A 16798-nucleotide genomic window follows, 5' to 3' on the forward strand; every position below is an offset into this window, starting at 1 on the left:
ATGGCAGGGGGAGCATCGCGATGAAGACTGCCGGGCAGTCCGGACGGGTTGAGGGACGGGCTGCGCCGCCGCGCCTGCGCATTGCCGCACGGGTGACCGCGGCGGTGTTCGGCGCCTATGGTTTCGCTTGGGGCCTCGCCGCCTTCGGGGCGGAGTTGGGGGCGCTGGCAGGCATGGCGCCGGCGGAGGCGGTTACCGCCTCCAGCCTGCTGGCGCTGGTGGTGCTGCCGGCGGCGTCGCTGTGGGCCTTTGCGGTCCCGCGGATCACGGTCGGCTGGGCGGTGCTGGGCGGCGGCGGGGTGCTGCTGATCGCGGCCTCGCAGTTTGCCGGGAAGTTCGCCGGGATAGTGGGGCCATGACGGCGAAGACGCGCAAGCTTATCAGCTCGGCGCTGCGCGCCGCCATGCTGTGGCCGCACACCTGGGCGGGGGTGACGCTCGGCGGGTTGCTGATGCTGATCTTCTTCATGGGATCGCTGGCGGTGTTCGCCTCCGAGATCGACCGCTGGATGATGCCCGCCACCCGTGTCGGCACGGTGGAGACCGTGCCGGTCTCGCTCGACCATGCGGTGCTGCCGGCGGTGGAGAAGCTCGCCGCCGGGCGGACGGTGCGCGACTGGTATGTGCAGTTGCCGGACGAACGGCGGCCGGTGATGGCGCTTCAGCTTCGGACCGAGACCGGCAATGCCGGCGGCATGGCGACCGGCGACGGCCAGCTGCTGCCGCCGGTCGGGACGCTGGGAGCCACCTATTTCTTCTATCCACTGCATTACAGCCTGCATCTGCGGGCGGGCTTCATCGGCTATTGGATCGTCTGCTTCGCCTCGGTGGCGATGCTGGCCGGGCTGATTTCCGGCGTCATCATCCATGCGCGGATCTTCAAGGATTTCTTCACCTTCCGCAGCTGGGGGCAGGTTCGCCGCTCCCTGCTCGACCTGCACAATCTGGCGGGCGTGCTGGTCCTGCCCTTCCATCTGATGATCACGATCACCGGGATCGTCATCGTCCTGCCCATCGTGCTGCCGGCCGGCGTCCAGGCGCTGTATGGCGGCGATGTGCGGCGCTTCTACGACGACGCGCTGGGCAACTACAGCCGTCCGCGCAGCGGCATCGCTGCCCCGCTGGCGCCGCTCGATCCGATGGTGGCGGAGGCCCGCCGGCTGTGGGGCGGGGGCGAGCCGGCCGTGGTGTTCGTCTACAATGCCGGCGATGCCGCGTCGGTCGTCCGCATCAACCGCGCTCTGCGGGACCGCATCAGCCTCGATGTCCAGCCGGTCTTCTTCGACGGCGTTACCGGGCAGGTGCTGAAATACCAGCGGCCGGGGCCGGTGGTGGCAACCCACCGCGTCCTGTCGGGGCTGCATTTCGCCGCCTTCGACCATTGGCCGCTGCGCTGGCTGTATTTCCTGTTCGGGCTGTCCGGCTGCGTGCTGATCGGCACCGGCATGCTGTACTGGATGGAGAAGCGGCGGGTCGCCCATGGCGTGAAGCCCGGCGCCGGCTGGCGCAGCGTCGCCGCCATCGCCTGTGGCAGCACCTCCGGCCTGCTGATCGCCACGCTGGCGATGATGGCGGCCAACCGGCTGCTGCCGGCCGGCATCCCGTCGCGGGAGCTTGTGGAGGTCGGCCTCTTCTTCGTGATCTGGATCGGGAGCGCCGTCCATGCTGCCGTCAGCACCCGGACGGACCCGCCCTGGAGCGAACAATGCACCGCGGTCGCCTTGCTGGCCGCAGCCTGCGTGGTGCTGAACTGGATCACGACGGGGGAACATCCCATCCGCGCCGTGGCCGCCGCCGATTGGGCGGTGCTGGGCGTCGATGCGGTGTTGGCTCTGACCGCCGCCGCCGCTTGGCGGGTGTCGCGTCGGCTGGCCCGGCGGCGCGATCCCGAACTCTCAACCCTGGCGGAGGTGACCGACCATGCCTGATGCCCTGATGCTGCCCGGCCTCTTCGGGCTCTGCTATTTCGCCTTCGCCGCCCTTGCCCTGTCGGTGGAGCGGCATTGGCGCGACCTCGTCGAGTCCAGGCGGGGGCCGCCGCGCCGCACGGTATTCCGGCTGCGGCTGGCGGCGTTGCTGTGCCTGGCGGCGGCGCTGTCGGTCGCGGTGCGCCATGATGGAACAGGCTTCGGCCTCCTGCTCTGGGTGCTGGCCTTGAGCGCGGCAGCGCTGGCGGTTGCGGCGACCGTCACCTGGAAGACGCGATCCGCCCGCGGCCGCGCGTCTTAACGGCGGGGGGGTGGCCTCACATCCGCATCATGCGGAAAATGGCGATGAACATCACGACCACGCCCACTTCGGCGGCGGTGGCGAGCCAGACCGGGTGAAAGACGATGCCGAACGGCATGATCAGCAGCAGGATCAGCGACGGAAACACGATGTAGGGCGACTCGAACCGGCGGAACTTCGTTTCCGCCGCGGCGCCGTCCTCTTCGAGCAGGGACGGCTGCGCCAGTTGCATTGACATCGGATCGGACCTTTATCTCAGGTTTTGGTTGAAGCCGATCCTAGGCAGCGCCATCCATCGCAAAAAGCGAAATAAACCGATAGTTTGTATCGGTTTTATCAAAGTGAATTGCGGGCGCCGGCCGGTTCGCCCAGGATGGCCTTCAACCCGGTGAGGGCCGGGTCGATGATGGTGTCGTCGGCGTCGGTCGGGTAGGCGGCGTAGATGGGAAGGCTGAGCGGCCGGGCTTCCGGCAGGATTTCCCCCTTGCCGGCATCGATCAGCGGCTGGACGAGCTGCCGGGGGAAATGCCCGGTGCCGCCGCACTGTTTGACATAGTCGAGCCCAAGCGTGCCGACGCCGATCGACACCGGCGCGGCCTGCACGTCCGGGCGATGCAGCCGCACATTGCGGCGGAAATCGTCGCCCCAGTCGATGTGGACATAGGGCTCCTCCAGGTAATCCTCGACCGCCGGCATGCGGAAAAGGACCAGTTCCTCCTCCAGCAGCAGGCGGATTGACAGGCCCGGCAGGGCGCGCGGCGAATAGAGGACGGCGACGTCCAGCGTGCCGTCCTGAAGCCCTTGCAGCAGTCCGTTCGGCAGGCCGACGTCGCAGCGCAGGGCGATGTCGTTGGCGTTGCGCCGCATCCAGGGAATCCAGCGGTAGAGCAGGCGGTTCCACAGGCCGGCTTCGCTGCCGATGCGCAGCAGCGCCTTGTGGCCGGCGGGCAGGGTGGCCTCCTGCCGGGCCTGCTCCCACAGGCGGAGGATGGCCGCGGCATGTCTCTGGAAACGCAGGCCGGCGCTGGTCAGCGTGGCGCCGGTCTTGTTGCGCACGAACAGCCGGCAGCCAAGCTGCTGCTCCAACTGCTGGATGCGCGTGCTGACGGTCGACTGGGTCACATGGAGCCGGTCGGCTGCCGCCATGAAGCTGCCCGCCGCCGTGACCTCCAGAAATGTCCGGGCCATTTCCGTATCCATGATACCTCGCTCGAAACCCCGCCTCCACGGACGGGGAGCAAGACCTACGCCATCGGCGGCTTGATCGCGACCGACCGGTGTGAGACGATTCGTCGCATCCACTGGATGCAGCCGCGACCGGCGGTTCCCCTAATGCGGCAGGATCGTATCGGAAAAACCGATGACAACCATCGGGTAAATTCGCTTCCTGGCCTCAATGGCCGCCTTTAGCTTCCGCTTGCTCGCCGGAAGGAAGCCCGACCAATTTTCTCGGTTGGCCGGAGACAACGTTGAGAAATGGGAGTTCCGCTGTGTCCGTCATGCGCAAAATTCTGTTGGCCTCCGTCATTCTGATTTCCGGTGGAACCGCCGCCGCGCAGGCCGCGGACGGCGATGCCGCGGCGGGCAAGACGGTGTTCAACACCTGCAAGGCCTGCCACACCATCGAGGCCGGCGGCCCCAACCGCGTCGGCCCGAACCTGCATGGCATCGTCGGCCGCAAGGCGGGCAGCGTCGATGGATTCAGCTATTCCGCGGCGGTGAAGGATGCCGGCTATGACTGGGACGAGCAGAAGCTCGACACCTATCTGAAGGATCCGAAGGCGGCGCTTCCCGGCAACAAGATGGCCTTCGCCGGCGTCAAGGACGATGCCAAGCGCGCGGACCTGATCGCCTATCTGAAGAGTGAGTCCAAGTAACCTCTGAACTGGCGGAAGCATCGTCCTGTCTGTTGCCACAGCTCCGCCGATGCGGGGCTGTGGCTATTTCAGGATGGGCGTGCCAGCAGCCCTTCCGCCAGGGCGCGGAACGCATCGACCGCCTTGGCGAGGACCTCCTGAGGATCGGGGCTGGCCGCCACCCAGAGCGCGGCGTTCAATGCCGCCCCATTCAAAAGCCGGGCGGCCGCTTCGGGGTCGATGGGCCTGACGATTCCCTGCGCGATCAGCCGTTCCACCGTTTGCCGCGTCATTTGAAGGCAACCGTTCTGGCTCGGCCATTGCGAGGGATCGCCCAGGAATGCCGGTCCGTCGAGCAGGACGATGCGTTGGACCTCGGGCTCCAGCGCCATCTCGATATAGGCCACACCTTCCGCCAGCAATCCGTCCCAGTCGCTACCGGCCCTGGCAGCGATGGCATGCGCGCGCTGTGCCATCTCCGTGTCGAGCTGGTCGACCACGGCCTGGAGAAGCCCGCGCTTGTCGCCGAAATTGTGATAGAGGGCGCCGCGCGTCAGCCCGGCCTCCGCCGTCAGCTCATCCATCGATGCGGCGGCGAATCCCTGTTCGGCGAAAGCCTTGCGCGCGGACGCGATCAGCTTGGCGCGGGTTTCCTCCATCATCTCGGATCGCTTTTTGGCGGCCATTGCCTTCTCCAGAAACTTCTGCATACGTTGCGTATGTGAATTGACATACGCAACGTATGTGTGTTGTGGTTCGCATACGCGGCGTATATCAACTCGCAGCCGCGCTGTGAAGCCCGATGCCGGCCATTCCGGCAGTCAAGGAGGACCACCACCATGGCCAAACGCGATGCGATCACTCCGGCCAACCGGCACGCGCTCTATGAAAAGCACCGTTATTCGGCGGCGATACGTTCTGGCGATCTCCTGTTCGTATCGGGGCAGGTCGGCAGCCGCGCGGACGGATCGCCGGAACCCGACTTCGAGCGGCAGGTGCGGTTGGCCTTCGACAATCTCGCAAACGTGTTGAAGGCAGCCGGCTGCACCTTCGACGATGTCGTCGACGTCACCACCTTCCACACTGATCCGGCCAACCAGTTCGATGCCATCATGACGGTGCGCGAGACGGTGATCGGCGATGCGCCCTATCCCAACTGGACCGCGGTCGGGGTGAACTGGCTGGCGGGATTCGATTTTGAAATCAAGGTCATCGCCCGTATTCCCGAGCAGGGATGATGCTTTTCGGCTTTTCGCCTGCCGCTGTGGTCCCGCTCACAGCGGCGGGCGAATGACCTGCGGCAGGATGGGTCCATGCCGTCCCTGGCCCTGTTGCCCTGGTCCTGTTCCGCGGAGGAAAACCCCGATGCGCAACCTTGCCGCCGTTGCCTTTTGCCTGCCCGTTCTCGTCACGATGACGACCATTGTCCGGCCGGCCGCGGCGTTCGAGGTGCAGTCCGGTGGCGTGCCGCTTTCGGCTGCGGCCGTTTCCCTGCTGGGGAACCGGATCGGCAACGTGCCGCCCAATGCGGCCGGTCCCAGCGGTGCTTTTCCGCCCTGGATGGGGAACGGCCGGACGAATGGCCCGGCCCTGGCCAACGGAGCGATGGGCGGCGGATTGCAGTTGCCGGGGCGGGCCGGCGGTGTCGCAACTGCGGACCGGGCGGTGATGAACGAGCAACTGTTTGGGATCAAGCGCTGAAAAGGTCGCCTGTCTGTCTTCCCTGCGCCGTCCTCCCCCGCAATGGTGGGGATGGGGACGGCGATTGTCCGCCAATTCGGAAGGGTGTGGCGCAGGAGCGGGTTGTTTTTCAACGGGATGGGATTACCCAAGAATTCGGGGGAACCCTGCTTCGCGGTCGAAGACTAAGATCGATGGCATCGGACAAAGGGCAATGAAGAATACAGGGGGAAATCATGCTGCGGACTGCCGTGATCGCAGTCGGCGCCCTGCTGCTTCTGCCGCTGTTTCTGGCTGGGCAGGGAATGGCCGACCGGGCGAAAGCACCCGATGACGCGCGTGCCTACATCCTGTGGCCTTCCAACGGGACGGTCATTACTGGCGGAAAATTCTGGGTGCGCATGGGGCTCCAGAACATGGGTATCGCACCGGCCGGCATAAGCCACGCCGACACCGGGCACCATCACCTGCTGATCGACACCGAGCTGACGAACCCCGACGAGCCGATCCCCAATGACAAGCAGCACCTGCATTTCGGCGCCGGCCAGACCGAAGCGCGGCTGGAGCTTCCGCCCGGAACCCACACGCTGCAGATGGTCCTGGGCGATGCCGACCATATTCCGCACAACCCGCCGGTGATGTCGGAAAAGGTGACCATCACCGTCCGCTGACCGGAGCCGTTGGCTTCGTCCCTGCCAGGGAGGGCAGCATGACAACGAATTCGTGCGCGCTTACGACTGTTCGCCGCCTGCAACCGGTACTGGGCGCCGTGTCCTGCGCGGCGCTTTGGGCAGTGCTGTCGCTCACGCCGCTGACGGTCGCGGCGACGCCCGCGGCTGCGGCGGATGCGTCCGCCCAACAGAAGGCCGATCAGAAGGACAGCCAGAAGGCCGGGCAGAGCGACGCTGCGGCCGGGCAGCGGACGCCTGGCCGAAAGGACGCATGGCTCTACATCGGCTGGCCCAACAACGGGCAGGTGGTGGGGACGCGCTTCAAGGTGTGGTTCGGGCTGCGCAACTTCGGCGTCGCGCCGGCCGGCGTGCGCAAGGACGGCACCGGGCACCATCATCTGCTGATCGACACCGACCTTAAGACTTTCAACGAGCCGATCCCCAGCGACAAGCAGCACCTGCATTTCGGCAAGGGCCAGACCGAAACGATCCTGGAACTGCCGCCCGGCCGCCACACGCTGCAACTGGTCCTGGCCGATGCCGACCATGTGCCGCACGACCCGCCGATCATGTCGAAGAAGATCACGATCACGGTCCGCGCCGACCGCAGCCCGCAACTGTCGGCGCGGTGACCGGTCCTCAGCCGGCCTGACGGCGCAGGCAGCAAGCCGGACCACAAACCCACAGGAGACAGCGCCGATGAGCATGGACCGGTTCCTTGGTTCCGCCGTGGTATCCGTCGGCCTGACGCTGGCGCTGGGCGGCTGTTTCACCTCCGGCGAGATGGCCCGCGTGGTGCAGCAGCCGAAGACCCCGGCCGTCCGCACCATCAGCAGCTTCAGCGAGGCGCTACGCTGCATGGACACGCTGCTGTGGACCCATGGCAAGCGTGATATCTACATCACCGCCAACGGCCTGCCCGACGCCACCGGCCGGGTCGCCGGCGGCACGAAGGAGATGCTGATCACCGCCGTCTCGCGGATGTCGGAGACCTCCAACGCCTTTCGTTTCGTGGATTTCGAGCCGGCGCTGGACGACGTCAACGCGCTGTACTGGATGATCGGGGTGCAGCCGAACTTCCGTGCGCCGTCCTACTACATCCGCGGCGCCATCACCCAGTTGGACGACAATGTGGTCAGCGAGGCGGCGGGGGCCGGTTTGTCGCTGCCCAAGCTGGACATCGGCGTGTCCGCCGATCAGGTGGTGTCGATGGTCTCGGTCGACCTCAATGTCGGGGAACTGGTGACGCGCCAGATCATCCCCGGCATGTCGGCGTCCAACACGCTGGCGGTGGTGTCTTCGGGGCGTGGGGCCGACACCGGCGGGGTGATCGGCAAGGCCGGCCTGTCCTTCAACATCTCGCTCAACCGGTCGGAAGGGCTGCACCAGGGGGTGCGCACGCTGGTCGAACTCAGCACCATCGAGGTGCTCGGCAAGCTGACCCGCGTGCCTTATTGGCAATGCCTGGGCATCGATCAGACCAACCCCGCCTTCATGGCGGAGGCGCGCGGATGGTTCGACGGTATGGCCCCGTCGGAGCGCGTGACCTTCACCCAGCGCGCGCTGTCGGCACAGGGCTATTACGACGGGCCGGTCAACGGGCAGCTCGACCAGCGGACAGCCGAGGCGGTCGGCCGTTTCCAGGCGGACAGCGACCTGATCGCCACTGGCCGCATCGATTTCGACCTCTACCAGCGCCTGCTCGCCAAGCCGCCCGGCCAGGGCGGGGCGCCGCCGGCTAGGCTGCAGAGCGTCAGCAATGCCGGGGGCGAAGGGTTGCCGCGCGCCCAGCCGTCGCCGTCCCGGCTCGACCTGCTGCTGTCGTCGGACCGTGGGCCGGCACCGCGCTACCGCGCCGGCGAAGCCTTGGTGGTGCGGATGCAGCCGACGGCGGACGGCTTCGTCTATTGCTACTACCGCGATGCCGCCGGCACGGTGTCCCGCATCTTCCCCAACCGCTTCCAGCCCGACGCCTTCGTCGAGGCCGGCCGGCAGGTGGAAATTCCGCCCGGTGTGCAGAAGCCCTTCAACCTGCGCATGGACCGGCCCAATGCCGAGGAGACGGTCGCCTGCGTCCTGTCGCACGACGAGATCGGCGTGCGGATCCCCGAGGCGTTCAAGAGCGAGGATCTGCAGCCCATACCCGGCGCCGCCCTGGATGACGTGATCAATGCCTTCGCGACCGCCAAGGGCAGCGATGCCCGCGCCAAGCGGCTGACGGTGAAGGTGCTGCCCGGCACGCTGGCACAGGGGGAGTAACCTCGGGCGAACCGCCGGAATCGGGAGCCGACTGTTGGCCGGCTCACAGCGCGGGGCAGGGTGGTGGCGGTAGAACCAGGGCAACGCCGTTCTTTCTCCTGCCCATGGAGCCCGATATGACCAAGTCCATCCTGTCTCATACGCTGCTTGCCACCCTGCCGATGCTGGCCGCTGCCTGGGCCGGTTCCGTATCCGCCCAAACGGTGGAAGGGTCGGGCTCATCGAAGGTGATGATGTTCGACCGGCCGCCCAGCGTGGAGGAACTGCGCGAAGTGGTGGCGCCGGAACCCAAAATCCGCACCCGCAGCATCGAGATCATCGGCGGTGCGGCCGGTGCTGCCGCCAAGCGGCCCCGGCCTATCGACGAGATCAACTACGGCACGGCGCCGATCCCGTCCGCAGCGCAGCCGGCTCCCCAGCCCGAAATGCAGCCCGTTGCCCAACCGGCACCCCAACCTGCTGCGCAGGCCGCACCCAGCCGCCCCGCCCACAAGCAGCGCCGGCAGGAGGTGCGCACCGAGGCCCCGGCCGCCCAGACGGCCACCGCCGAGCCGCCCGCCGCTCCTGTCGCCCAGCAGCAGGACGCCGCACCGCAGGCCTTCGGCTTCCGCATCAATTTCGCGCTCAATTCCGCCGACATCCCGGCCGAGTCCGCTTCCTACATCGACGCCGTCGGGGCGCTGATGAAGGAGGATCCGACCCTGGGACTGACGGTGGAGGGCCACACCGACGCCAGCGGCAGCCTTTCCCACAACATGCTGCTGTCGCAGCGCCGCGCTGTGTCGGTCGGCGAGTATCTGGTCCGCGTCCATCGGATCGACCCCAAGCGCATCACGGTGGACGGCAAGGGGCCGACCGCGCCGATCGCCGCCAACCCCTATGACGGCCGCAACCGGCGCGTCGAATTCAAGCCGACCCATTGAGTGCGGCCCGAACGGAGGAGGATGCCATGAAACACGCTCTGCTCCTCGCGGCCTGCCTCGGTCTTGCCGCCCTATGGCTCGCCGGTGCCGCCGATGCCACGGTTGTCCGCAAGAAGGGGGCCGACACGTCGGGTGCCACCAGCGGCGGTGTTGCGGGCGGCGTGGACGTTGCCCCCGCCGGCAAGCGGGTCCGGGTCCAATGCTGGCAGGACGGGCATAAGATCATCGATGAAGAGGATCTTGCCGTCGTCTCGCTCAGCATCGCCAGCCAGATGAACGGGCTGCGCTTCCGCCGCAACGGCGGGACGGACGGAGCGGTGTCGGTGGTGACGCAGTCCCGCACCGCCTGCCTGCTGGCTCCCGATGACGGAGCCGCCAGCGGCAAGGGCCGGAACCGCGACTGATCCCTTCAAATCCAGGAGGTGACGATCATGCCGAAGAGACGCTTTTCTTCTTTGCTGGGCGCCGCCACCGTCCTCGCTCTGGGCTTCGGGCAGGAGGCCGCGGCGGAGGCCGTGGTCGTGGCGTCCAGTGCGCCCGGCTATGTCCAGGGCCAACTCGTTACCGACGGGCAGGCGGTCAGGCTTCCCGATGGGGCGAATGCGACGCTGTTGTTCGCCAACGGCCGTCTGCTGCGCCTGCGCGGTCCCTATGACGGGGTTCCCGGCCAAGCGGCGGACGGCGCCGTGTCGGCCCGTGCCGGTCCCGGCGACGACCGGTTCATGCAGAGCGACCTCGGCGCCGCGCGTGCGCTGGGAAATCCGCTGGATGCGGCGCTGGAGAAGGCGCTGGCCATCGACCCGTCGGCATTCGGCACGCAATGCGTCAAGGCCGGCAGTTCCCCCGTGCTGCGTCGCCCGGCGGAACCGGGACTGGACCGGCTGACGTTGCAGGCCGGTGGGGAACGCGCGGCGGTCGAATGGATGAACGGCAGCCCGGCCCCCTGGCCGCGGAGCCTGCCGCTCGCGGACGGGATGGACATCGGCATGCTGCGGGCGAATGGGACACCGGTCGGCACCCTGCATGTCCGCATGGTGGAGGCCGCGGGCGGGGCGGCGCTGGCGGTCGGCCTGGCATCGGCCGGCTGCGCCGGGCAGATCGGGGCGGCGATGGCGTCCCTGCGCGACGCGATGGTGCCGCTCGACGTCTTTCTCTCCGCAGAGCCGGCCGGCAATGCCGCCTACCGGCCGGGCGAGGACATCCGCCTGCGGGTGCAGACCGACCGTGATGCCCATCTTTATTGCTATCTGCGCAACGCGCGCGGCCAGCTGATCCCGATCTTTCCGTCCGGTGCCACGATGAGCGCCCGGGTGATGGGCAATGTTCCGATCAGTCTGTCCGGCGACCGCATGCCGCTGCGCGCCGGGGACGCACCTGCCGATCTGGAGGTGCGCTGCATCGCCACCAGCCGCAATCTCGACGGCGAGTTTCCCGGCCGCGATGCCGCCTTCCGCCCCTTGGCCGAGGATGCCGCCGGCCAGCTCGACCGCGCGGTGTCCCGCCTGCGCGAGACGGAGGTGGCCTCCGCCCAACTGATCCTGAAGGTTCGGTGAGGAGCGGATGGACGGCCCGCCGGCGAATCCCAGGGAAGGGCCGGAGGCTCCCGCCGTTGCGAAACCGGCGGTGCGCGACCCGCCGCCGGACCGTCGCGGCTGGTCGCGCCGGTGGCTGCCGGTGGCCGTCATGCTGGCGAGTGCGGTGCTGGCGCTTGCCGCCACGCGGCTGGTGCCGCCGCTGCGCACCGCGGATGAAAGCCTGGCCGACCGGCTGATCGCCGCTGCCGCTCCGGCGCAGCCACAACATCCCGCCATCGCGCTGGTGCTGTTCGGCGAGGACAGCTTCGCCGGTCTTGCCTGCCGGTCGCCGGTGGATCGCGGCATGCTGGCCGACATCGTCGGCGTGCTGGCGGCGGCCGGGGTCCGCGCCATCGGCATCGACGTGCTGTTCGACCAACCCAGCCTTCCGGTCCTGGACGAGCGGCTGCGCCGCGCCATGCTGGGCGCACAGGTCCCGGTGGTGGCGATCACCGCCCTGGAGCAGACGCCGCTGACCGAGCGGCAGCGCCGTTTCCTCGACGGCTTCACCGACGGGATGCCGCGCGGTCATGCCAATCTGGCGAAGGATCGGCTGGATGCCGCGGTGCGCTGGCATGTCCCCTTCGGCGGCGACGGCACGCCGAGCCTGCCGGTTCAGCTTGCCCGTTTGGGCGGTGTGTCGGTTGTGCCGGGCGAACCGTTCCGCATCGACTGGCATGGCCGGCCGGACGGCTCGACCAGCCCGTTCCCGGTCTATCCCGCGGAAACTGTCGCCGTTCTGCCGAAAAGCTGGCTGGCCGGGCGGACGGTGCTGGTGGGCACGGCACTGGCCGGCATCGATCAGCATCGGACGCCGCTGTCGTCGGCCGGTGCGTCGACGCCGGGGGTGGAGATCGAGGCGCATGTGCTGGCCCAGCTTCTCGACGGGCGGCAGAACCCGCGCCTGCCATTCGCGGGAGAAGCGGCGCTGGCGCTGCTGATGGCCGCGGCCGGGGTGGCGGTGGCGCTGGCCGGATTGCCCTTGTGGCTGGTGGCGGCGGCCGGGCTGCTTGTGCCGGCGGCCGCCTGGACCGGTGCCAATGCGCTGTTCGCGGCGGGCGGGCCGCTGGTGCCGCTGGTGGCGCCGTCATTGGCCTGGGGGGCGGGGCTTGCGGCCATGACCGTGCAGATGTCGCTGCGCGAACGGGCGGACCGGCGCGTCATGATGCAGCTGTTCGCCAACCATGTTTCCCAGCCGGTGGCGGAGGAGATCTGGCGCGAACGCGCGACCTTCATGACCGGCAACCGCCCGCGCCCGCAGCAATTGACTGCCACCGTGCTGTTCTCCGATATCGAGGGATTCACCACCATTTGCGAGGCGCTGGAGCCGGAACCGCTGATCCGCTGGCTGGAGGGCTATCTGGATGCCATGGTGCACATCGTCACCGCCAATGACGGGGTGGTTCTGCGCTTCGTCGGCGATGCGATTCTGGCGGTGTTCGGCGCGCCGGTCGCCCGCAGCACGCAGGACGAGATCGACGCCGACGCCGGCCGCGCCGTCCGTTGCGCCTTACAGATGGGCCGGGAACTGGTGGCGTTGAACCGGCGGTGGCAGGCGGAAGGGCTGCCGCCGGTCGGCATCCGGGTCGGCCTGCACACCGGCCCGCTGGTCGCCGGCAGCCTTGGCGGGTTGCGGCACAGCGAATACTCGCTTCTCGGCGACACCGCGAACACCGCCGCCCGGCTGGAGGCCTATGGCAAGTTGGTCGATGCCCGCACGTCGCGCCATTGCCGGGTCATCGTCGGCGATCCGACATGGCAGGCGGTGCGGCAGGGGGGGCCGCAGGCGGCGGGCGTCCGTTGCACGGCGCTGCCGGTGGGGGAGGTGGCGCTGAAGGGGAAGGTGAAAGCGGTGCGGATCTGGCTGTTGATCGACGATGAAGATGCCGATAGCCGTCGGCGATAATCATCAGCATTAACCCTCGATACAGGAAGTAATCACTTCGGCCTGCCACCCCCTCTTTTGCCGGGTTCAGGCTCATGGGGCGGCTTGGAATGCAATTGAGCCATGGTATGCTTCCTTCCATCCATGGCGGGCTGCCGGCAATTTCCGAAATCGATTCGAACAGCCATCCGCTATGCGCCGCAAGCTTCGCCGGTGAGCCTATAGGTCGTATGCGACCGACGACGGAGTGCGGCGCCTCTTTGCACGGGTACGGAGGCGGGGATGGTAAAACCGGTCGGACCCTGCCGGACGATGGTCGCGGTGTTGCTCCTTTTGCTGGCGGTTATGGCCCTCGGCGGGGGCGCGCTTGCGGCCGGTCCGGCCACCACCGGGCAGACGCCGGCCGGTGCCGCGGCGGAAAGCCGGCTGGCGCTGGTTATCGGGGTCAGCAATTACCGCAATGCGCCGGAACTGGTGAACCCGCGCAACGATGCGAAAGCCATAGGCGAGGCGTTGCGGGCACTGAACTTCACGGTGGACGAGCAGTACGATCTGGACGCCCGCGGCTTCGCCACCGCCCTGCGCCAGTTCGGGCTGAAGGCGTCGCAGGCCGACGTGGCGGTGATCTTCTATGCCGGGCACGGCATCCAGGTGAACGGCGTCAACTATCTGCTGCCGGCCGATGCCCAGCTGGAACGCGAACGCGATCTGGTCTATGAGGCGATCCCGCTGAATCTGCCGATGGGTGAACTGGCGGGAGCGCGCAAGCTCGGCATCCTCATCCTCGACGCCTGCCGCAACAATCCCTTCGTCGACCGGCTGACCCGCAGCGGCTCGAACCGCAACCAGGCCCATCCCGGCTTCGGCAGCGTCGACGACACGCCGAGCGACACGCTGGTGGCGATGGCGACCCGCGCCGACCAGCTGGCGGAGGACGGCACCGGCGACCACAGCCCCTTCAGCGCGGCGCTGCTCCAGCATCTCCAGACACCGGGGTTGGAGCTGAGCCTGTTCTTCCGCAATGTGCGCGATACGGTGAAGCAGGCCACCAACGGCCGGCAGGAGCCGTTCGTCTACGGGTCGCTCGGCGCCACCCCCTTCTACTTCAATCCCCGCCCGCCCAACCGGCCGCCTGTGCTGGGGGAATTGCGGGCGCTGACCGTGCTGGATCGTGCCGGCGCGGAGCCGCTGGGGGCCGGCAAGCCGACCGATCCTGACGACGATCAGATGTACGCCCGCATCACCGGCCTGCCGCGCGGCGGCACCGTCCGCGTCGGGGAGCGCAGCGTGCTGATCGGCGATTATCTGACGGTGGATCAGCTGGCGGCCACCAGCTTCAAGCCCGATGGCAGCTTCCGCGGCGATGCCGGCGCCTTCGAGTTCCTGGTGGCCGACGGGCGCGGCGGCATGACAACCGGCGCCATCCCCGTGACGATCAAGCCGAGCAACCAGCCCCCGGCGGTGGTGGCGGAGCGCAAACTGCGCGTCGCCGGCAATCCGATGGGAATCGACGCGCCGTCCGACCCGGACGGCGACCCGCTGACCGTCGCCGTCACCGCCGTGCCGGAGCGCGGCAGCGTCCACGATGGGTCGGCCGTCGTGAAGTCGGGCGACCGGCTGACCGTCCAGGCGCTGACCGGCCTGACCTTCGACCCGGAGGCCGCCCCCCCCGGTCCGGCCGGAACCCTGCGCTACAGCGTCGATGACGGGCGCGGCGGCACCGCCATGGCGAGCGTCAGCGTGGAGATCGCGGCACCCGGCACCGCCCCGGTGGCCGAGCTGGAAGACAGCCTGTGGAAGCGCATCCAGTCCAGCAAGGAGCCCGGCGACCTTCAGGCCTTCCTGCAACTGTTCGGCAGCGGCAATTACGCCCCGGTGGCCCGCCGCCAGCTTGAGGCGCTGAAGCTCGCCGGGAAACCGGCGGAGCCGCCGCCGAAGGCGGAAGCCAAGCCTGAAACGGCGATGGGACCGGGCCTGGAGCCAGCGGAGCCCGGACGCTACATGGTCACGGCGGATGGCATCCTGCGGGCGACGCCGGCCAATGGCGGCGCACGGGTCGGCCGGGTGGCGCGCGGAGCCGTGGTGCAGGTTCTCGGCCGCGTGCCGGACGGCGGGTGGTACCGCATCGCGCTTGAGGATGGCACCCAGGGCTTCGTCGCCGCCGCACTGTTGAAGCGTGAAGCGCCGCCGGCGCCGGTCCAGGCCGCGGCTCCACCGCCGGCCGAGCCGCAGGTGGTGGCGACTGTGCCGCCGGCAGCACCGCAGCCAGCAACGCCGACTGGTCCGCCGGCTGCGCCCTCAACTGCGCCATCCGGGCCGACGAACGGCACGGCGCGCAATCATGGCTCGGGCAACAGCTTCCAGGATTGTCCGACCTGCCCGGTGCTGGTGCGGGTGCCGGCCGGCAATTTCATGATGGGGAACGACAAGGGCGACCCGTCGGAACGGCCGGTCCACCGCGTCACCATCGCCAAGCCCTTCGCGCTCGGCATGTATGAGGTGACGGTCGGCGAATGGCGCGCCTGCATCCAGGAGGGCGGCTGCACCGACATGCCGCGCATGACCAACCCGACCGATGGAACCCCTGTCCACAATCTGCATTGGCAGGATGCACAGGCCTATGTGGCCTGGCTCAGCCGCAAGACCGGCCAGCGCTACCGCCTGCCGAGCGAGGCGGAATGGGAATTCGCCGCGCGGGCCGGCACCACCACGCCCTTCTGGTGGGGGGCGGAGGAGGGGAACCACGCCGACTGCGACGATTGCGGCGGTCCGCACGAACATCTGACCCCGGCCGCCGCCGGCAGCTACAAGGCCAATCCGCTCGGTCTGCACGACATGAACGGCGGCGTGGCGGAATGGGTGGCCGACTGCTGGAACAAGAACTACCAGGGTGCCCCGGCCGACGGCAGCGCCTGGACGCAGGGGAACTGCCGCAAGCGGGTTCTGCGCGGCGGGTCCTGGCGCGACAAGCTGGAAGCGATCAATGGAACGATGCGCAACAGCTATGACATCGACGTGCGCTATCTGACCAATGGCTTCCGGGTGGCTCGGGAGGTGAACTGACGGGGGTCAGCGCTGGACCGTGACCGTCTTCTGGGTCGCCCGGTTCCCCGTGCCGACGGCGGTGTTGGTGGTGGTGTTCACGTTGTTGAACTGGACGCCGCCATGGGCCAGCGCCGCGGGCAGATGCGGCAGCGGCCCGGCTGTGCTCATCAGCATATCGAGGGTTGAAGGTCCGGCCGGCTTGGCGGTCGGAGCGGGGGCCGGAGCGGGAAGCGGGGCCGGTTCGGGCGCCGGCGCCGGGGCGGCGGTGTCCACCGGCCCGGCGCTGCCCGCCGCGGTGCCGTCGCCGAGCTGCTGCTGGCTGATGTTGCCGTCGCCGAAGGCGAAGTTCAGCGCGCTGTTGAAATTGTTCACGATGAAGGGGGCATCGATGATGGTGAAGCTGGGGTCGACCGGCTGCACCGGCGGCTGACGGCTGGCGGCCAGCGGCTGCCCCTTGTTGAAGCCGGCGAGATAGCCGGCATCGCCGCGGATGCGGGTGATCGCCTGCTGGTTCACGGAAGACCGGCGCAGGGACGGGTTGGTGACCATCGCGCCGGGAGGGGCGCCGCGGGGCGTCGGGTTCACCGACACCGGCAGCCGGGGTGTTCTGGGCGAAGGCCTGCGCCATCGCCGCGCCGGGGATCGGGCCGGGCGGAAAGGCGATCCCGCCGGTGACC

At 68.5% G+C, this 16798-nt stretch carries 18 protein-coding genes; 14 read left to right on the forward strand and 4 right to left on the reverse strand.

Going from position 1 to position 16798, the window contains the following annotated elements; translation table 11 throughout:
- The first annotated feature begins 20 nt into the window (after positions 1 to 20).
- The 3 genes from ACWPN8_RS18275 to ACWPN8_RS18285 are packed head-to-tail and all read left to right on the forward strand — an operon-like array spanning position 21 to position 2228.
- Positions 21 to 359 (forward strand): iron uptake protein, encoded by a 339-nt coding sequence (locus tag ACWPN8_RS18275; protein ID WP_109448102.1) that lies wholly within the window; start codon positions 21 to 23, stop codon positions 357 to 359.
- Positions 356 to 1927 carry a PepSY-associated TM helix domain-containing protein gene (locus ACWPN8_RS18280; protein ID WP_109448100.1) on the forward strand — a complete coding sequence of 524 codons (1572 nt, stop codon included), beginning with the start codon at positions 356 to 358 and terminating at the stop codon, positions 1925 to 1927. The genes ACWPN8_RS18275 and ACWPN8_RS18280 overlap by 4 nt, the downstream gene beginning before the upstream one ends.
- Positions 1920 to 2228: a DUF3325 family protein gene (locus ACWPN8_RS18285; RefSeq protein WP_109448098.1), complete on the forward strand. Its 309-nt coding sequence runs from the start codon at positions 1920 to 1922 to the stop codon at positions 2226 to 2228. Before ACWPN8_RS18280 ends, ACWPN8_RS18285 begins: the two co-directional genes overlap by 8 nt.
- A 16-nt stretch (positions 2229 to 2244) precedes the next feature.
- On the opposite strand, the gene ACWPN8_RS18290 is transcribed toward ACWPN8_RS18285, so the two are convergent.
- Both ACWPN8_RS18290 and ACWPN8_RS18295 read right to left on the reverse strand, forming a co-directional pair.
- The gene (locus ACWPN8_RS18290; protein WP_146208056.1) at positions 2245 to 2466 is read right to left on the reverse strand and encodes a hypothetical protein; all 222 of its coding nucleotides are present in this window, start codon (positions 2464 to 2466) and stop codon (positions 2245 to 2247) included.
- Between the two features lie 98 nt (positions 2467 to 2564).
- The gene (locus ACWPN8_RS18295) at positions 2565 to 3416 is read right to left on the reverse strand and encodes a LysR family transcriptional regulator (RefSeq protein WP_158285404.1); all 852 of its coding nucleotides are present in this window, start codon (positions 3414 to 3416) and stop codon (positions 2565 to 2567) included.
- A gap of 326 nt (positions 3417 to 3742) precedes the next feature.
- Here ACWPN8_RS18295 and ACWPN8_RS18300 point away from each other — a divergent pair, with 326 nt between their 5' ends.
- The gene (locus ACWPN8_RS18300) at positions 3743 to 4105 is read left to right on the forward strand and encodes a c-type cytochrome (RefSeq protein ID WP_492241720.1); all 363 of its coding nucleotides are present in this window, start codon (positions 3743 to 3745) and stop codon (positions 4103 to 4105) included.
- 68 nt (positions 4106 to 4173) lie between these two features.
- Here the strand turns inward: ACWPN8_RS18300 and ACWPN8_RS18305 are convergent, their stop codons facing one another.
- Positions 4174 to 4770 (reverse strand): TetR/AcrR family transcriptional regulator, encoded by a 597-nt coding sequence (locus ACWPN8_RS18305; RefSeq protein WP_199237626.1) that lies wholly within the window; start codon positions 4768 to 4770, stop codon positions 4174 to 4176.
- Between the two features lie 153 nt (positions 4771 to 4923).
- Here ACWPN8_RS18305 and ACWPN8_RS18310 point away from each other — a divergent pair, with 153 nt between their 5' ends.
- The 10 genes from ACWPN8_RS18310 to ACWPN8_RS18355 all read left to right on the forward strand — a co-directional run bounded on the left by ACWPN8_RS18310 (position 4924) and on the right by ACWPN8_RS18355 (position 16139).
- Complete coding sequence (locus ACWPN8_RS18310; RefSeq protein ID WP_109448088.1) at positions 4924 to 5322, forward strand: RidA family protein; 399 nt, start codon at positions 4924 to 4926, stop codon at positions 5320 to 5322.
- A 127-nt stretch (positions 5323 to 5449) separates the two neighbouring features.
- Positions 5450 to 5785, forward strand: coding sequence for a hypothetical protein (locus ACWPN8_RS18315; RefSeq protein WP_492241721.1), 336 nt, complete (start codon positions 5450 to 5452; stop codon positions 5783 to 5785).
- Between the two features lie 215 nt (positions 5786 to 6000).
- Entirely contained in the window at positions 6001 to 6435 is a 435-nt protein-coding gene (locus ACWPN8_RS18320; protein ID WP_174469450.1) for a DUF4399 domain-containing protein, read from the forward strand.
- 38 nt (positions 6436 to 6473) lie between these two features.
- A complete protein-coding gene (locus ACWPN8_RS18325; RefSeq protein WP_492241722.1) occupies positions 6474 to 7067 on the forward strand; it encodes a DUF4399 domain-containing protein in 594 nt (197 codons plus the stop codon).
- A 67-nt stretch (positions 7068 to 7134) separates the two neighbouring features.
- The gene (locus ACWPN8_RS18330) at positions 7135 to 8694 is read left to right on the forward strand and encodes a DUF4384 domain-containing protein (protein ID WP_492241723.1); all 1560 of its coding nucleotides are present in this window, start codon (positions 7135 to 7137) and stop codon (positions 8692 to 8694) included.
- A 116-nt stretch (positions 8695 to 8810) separates the two neighbouring features.
- On the forward strand, positions 8811 to 9617 hold the full coding sequence (locus ACWPN8_RS18335) for an OmpA family protein (RefSeq protein WP_492241724.1): 807 nt from the start codon (positions 8811 to 8813) through the stop codon (positions 9615 to 9617).
- Between the two features lie 26 nt (positions 9618 to 9643).
- Complete coding sequence (locus tag ACWPN8_RS18340; RefSeq protein ID WP_109448076.1) at positions 9644 to 10021, forward strand: hypothetical protein; 378 nt, start codon at positions 9644 to 9646, stop codon at positions 10019 to 10021.
- A gap of 27 nt (positions 10022 to 10048) precedes the next feature.
- A complete protein-coding gene (locus ACWPN8_RS18345) occupies positions 10049 to 11170 on the forward strand; it encodes a DUF4384 domain-containing protein (RefSeq protein WP_492241725.1) in 1122 nt (373 codons plus the stop codon).
- Positions 11171 to 11177: 7 nt separating this feature from the next.
- Positions 11178 to 13097 (forward strand): CHASE2 domain-containing protein, encoded by a 1920-nt coding sequence (locus ACWPN8_RS18350; RefSeq protein WP_492241726.1) that lies wholly within the window; start codon positions 11178 to 11180, stop codon positions 13095 to 13097.
- A gap of 300 nt (positions 13098 to 13397) precedes the next feature.
- On the forward strand, positions 13398 to 16139 hold the full coding sequence (locus tag ACWPN8_RS18355; protein ID WP_492241727.1) for an SUMF1/EgtB/PvdO family nonheme iron enzyme: 2742 nt from the start codon (positions 13398 to 13400) through the stop codon (positions 16137 to 16139).
- A 6-nt stretch (positions 16140 to 16145) separates the two neighbouring features.
- Here the strand turns inward: ACWPN8_RS18355 and ACWPN8_RS18360 are convergent, their stop codons facing one another.
- Positions 16146 to 16706, reverse strand: coding sequence for a hypothetical protein (locus ACWPN8_RS18360; protein WP_492241728.1), 561 nt, complete (start codon positions 16704 to 16706; stop codon positions 16146 to 16148).
- Between the last annotated feature and the right edge of the window lie 92 nt (positions 16707 to 16798).

This window comes from Azospirillum sp. UENF 112521 (genome assembly GCF_058780665.1).

Coding starts and splice junctions, on each gene's coding strand:
- ACWPN8_RS18305 (WP_199237626.1), bottom strand. CDS start 4,770: ATGGCCGCCAAAAAGCGATCCGAGATGATGGAGGAAACCCGCGCCAAG.
- ACWPN8_RS18290 (WP_146208056.1), bottom strand. CDS start 2,466: ATGTCAATGCAACTGGCGCAGCCGTCCCTGCTCGAAGAGGACGGCGCC.
- ACWPN8_RS18275 (WP_109448102.1), top strand. CDS start 21: ATGAAGACTGCCGGGCAGTCCGGACGGGTTGAGGGACGGGCTGCGCCG.
- ACWPN8_RS18310 (WP_109448088.1), top strand. CDS start 4,924: ATGGCCAAACGCGATGCGATCACTCCGGCCAACCGGCACGCGCTCTAT.
- ACWPN8_RS18345 (WP_492241725.1), top strand. CDS start 10,049: ATGCCGAAGAGACGCTTTTCTTCTTTGCTGGGCGCCGCCACCGTCCTC.
- ACWPN8_RS18330 (WP_492241723.1), top strand. CDS start 7,135: ATGAGCATGGACCGGTTCCTTGGTTCCGCCGTGGTATCCGTCGGCCTG.
- ACWPN8_RS18335 (WP_492241724.1), top strand. CDS start 8,811: ATGACCAAGTCCATCCTGTCTCATACGCTGCTTGCCACCCTGCCGATG.
- ACWPN8_RS18285 (WP_109448098.1), top strand. CDS start 1,920: ATGCCTGATGCCCTGATGCTGCCCGGCCTCTTCGGGCTCTGCTATTTC.
- ACWPN8_RS18340 (WP_109448076.1), top strand. CDS start 9,644: ATGAAACACGCTCTGCTCCTCGCGGCCTGCCTCGGTCTTGCCGCCCTA.
- ACWPN8_RS18320 (WP_174469450.1), top strand. CDS start 6,001: ATGCTGCGGACTGCCGTGATCGCAGTCGGCGCCCTGCTGCTTCTGCCG.
- ACWPN8_RS18315 (WP_492241721.1), top strand. CDS start 5,450: ATGCGCAACCTTGCCGCCGTTGCCTTTTGCCTGCCCGTTCTCGTCACG.
- ACWPN8_RS18325 (WP_492241722.1), top strand. CDS start 6,474: ATGACAACGAATTCGTGCGCGCTTACGACTGTTCGCCGCCTGCAACCG.
- ACWPN8_RS18295 (WP_158285404.1), bottom strand. CDS start 3,416: ATGGCCCGGACATTTCTGGAGGTCACGGCGGCGGGCAGCTTCATGGCG.
- ACWPN8_RS18350 (WP_492241726.1), top strand. CDS start 11,178: ATGGACGGCCCGCCGGCGAATCCCAGGGAAGGGCCGGAGGCTCCCGCC.
- ACWPN8_RS18280 (WP_109448100.1), top strand. CDS start 356: ATGACGGCGAAGACGCGCAAGCTTATCAGCTCGGCGCTGCGCGCCGCC.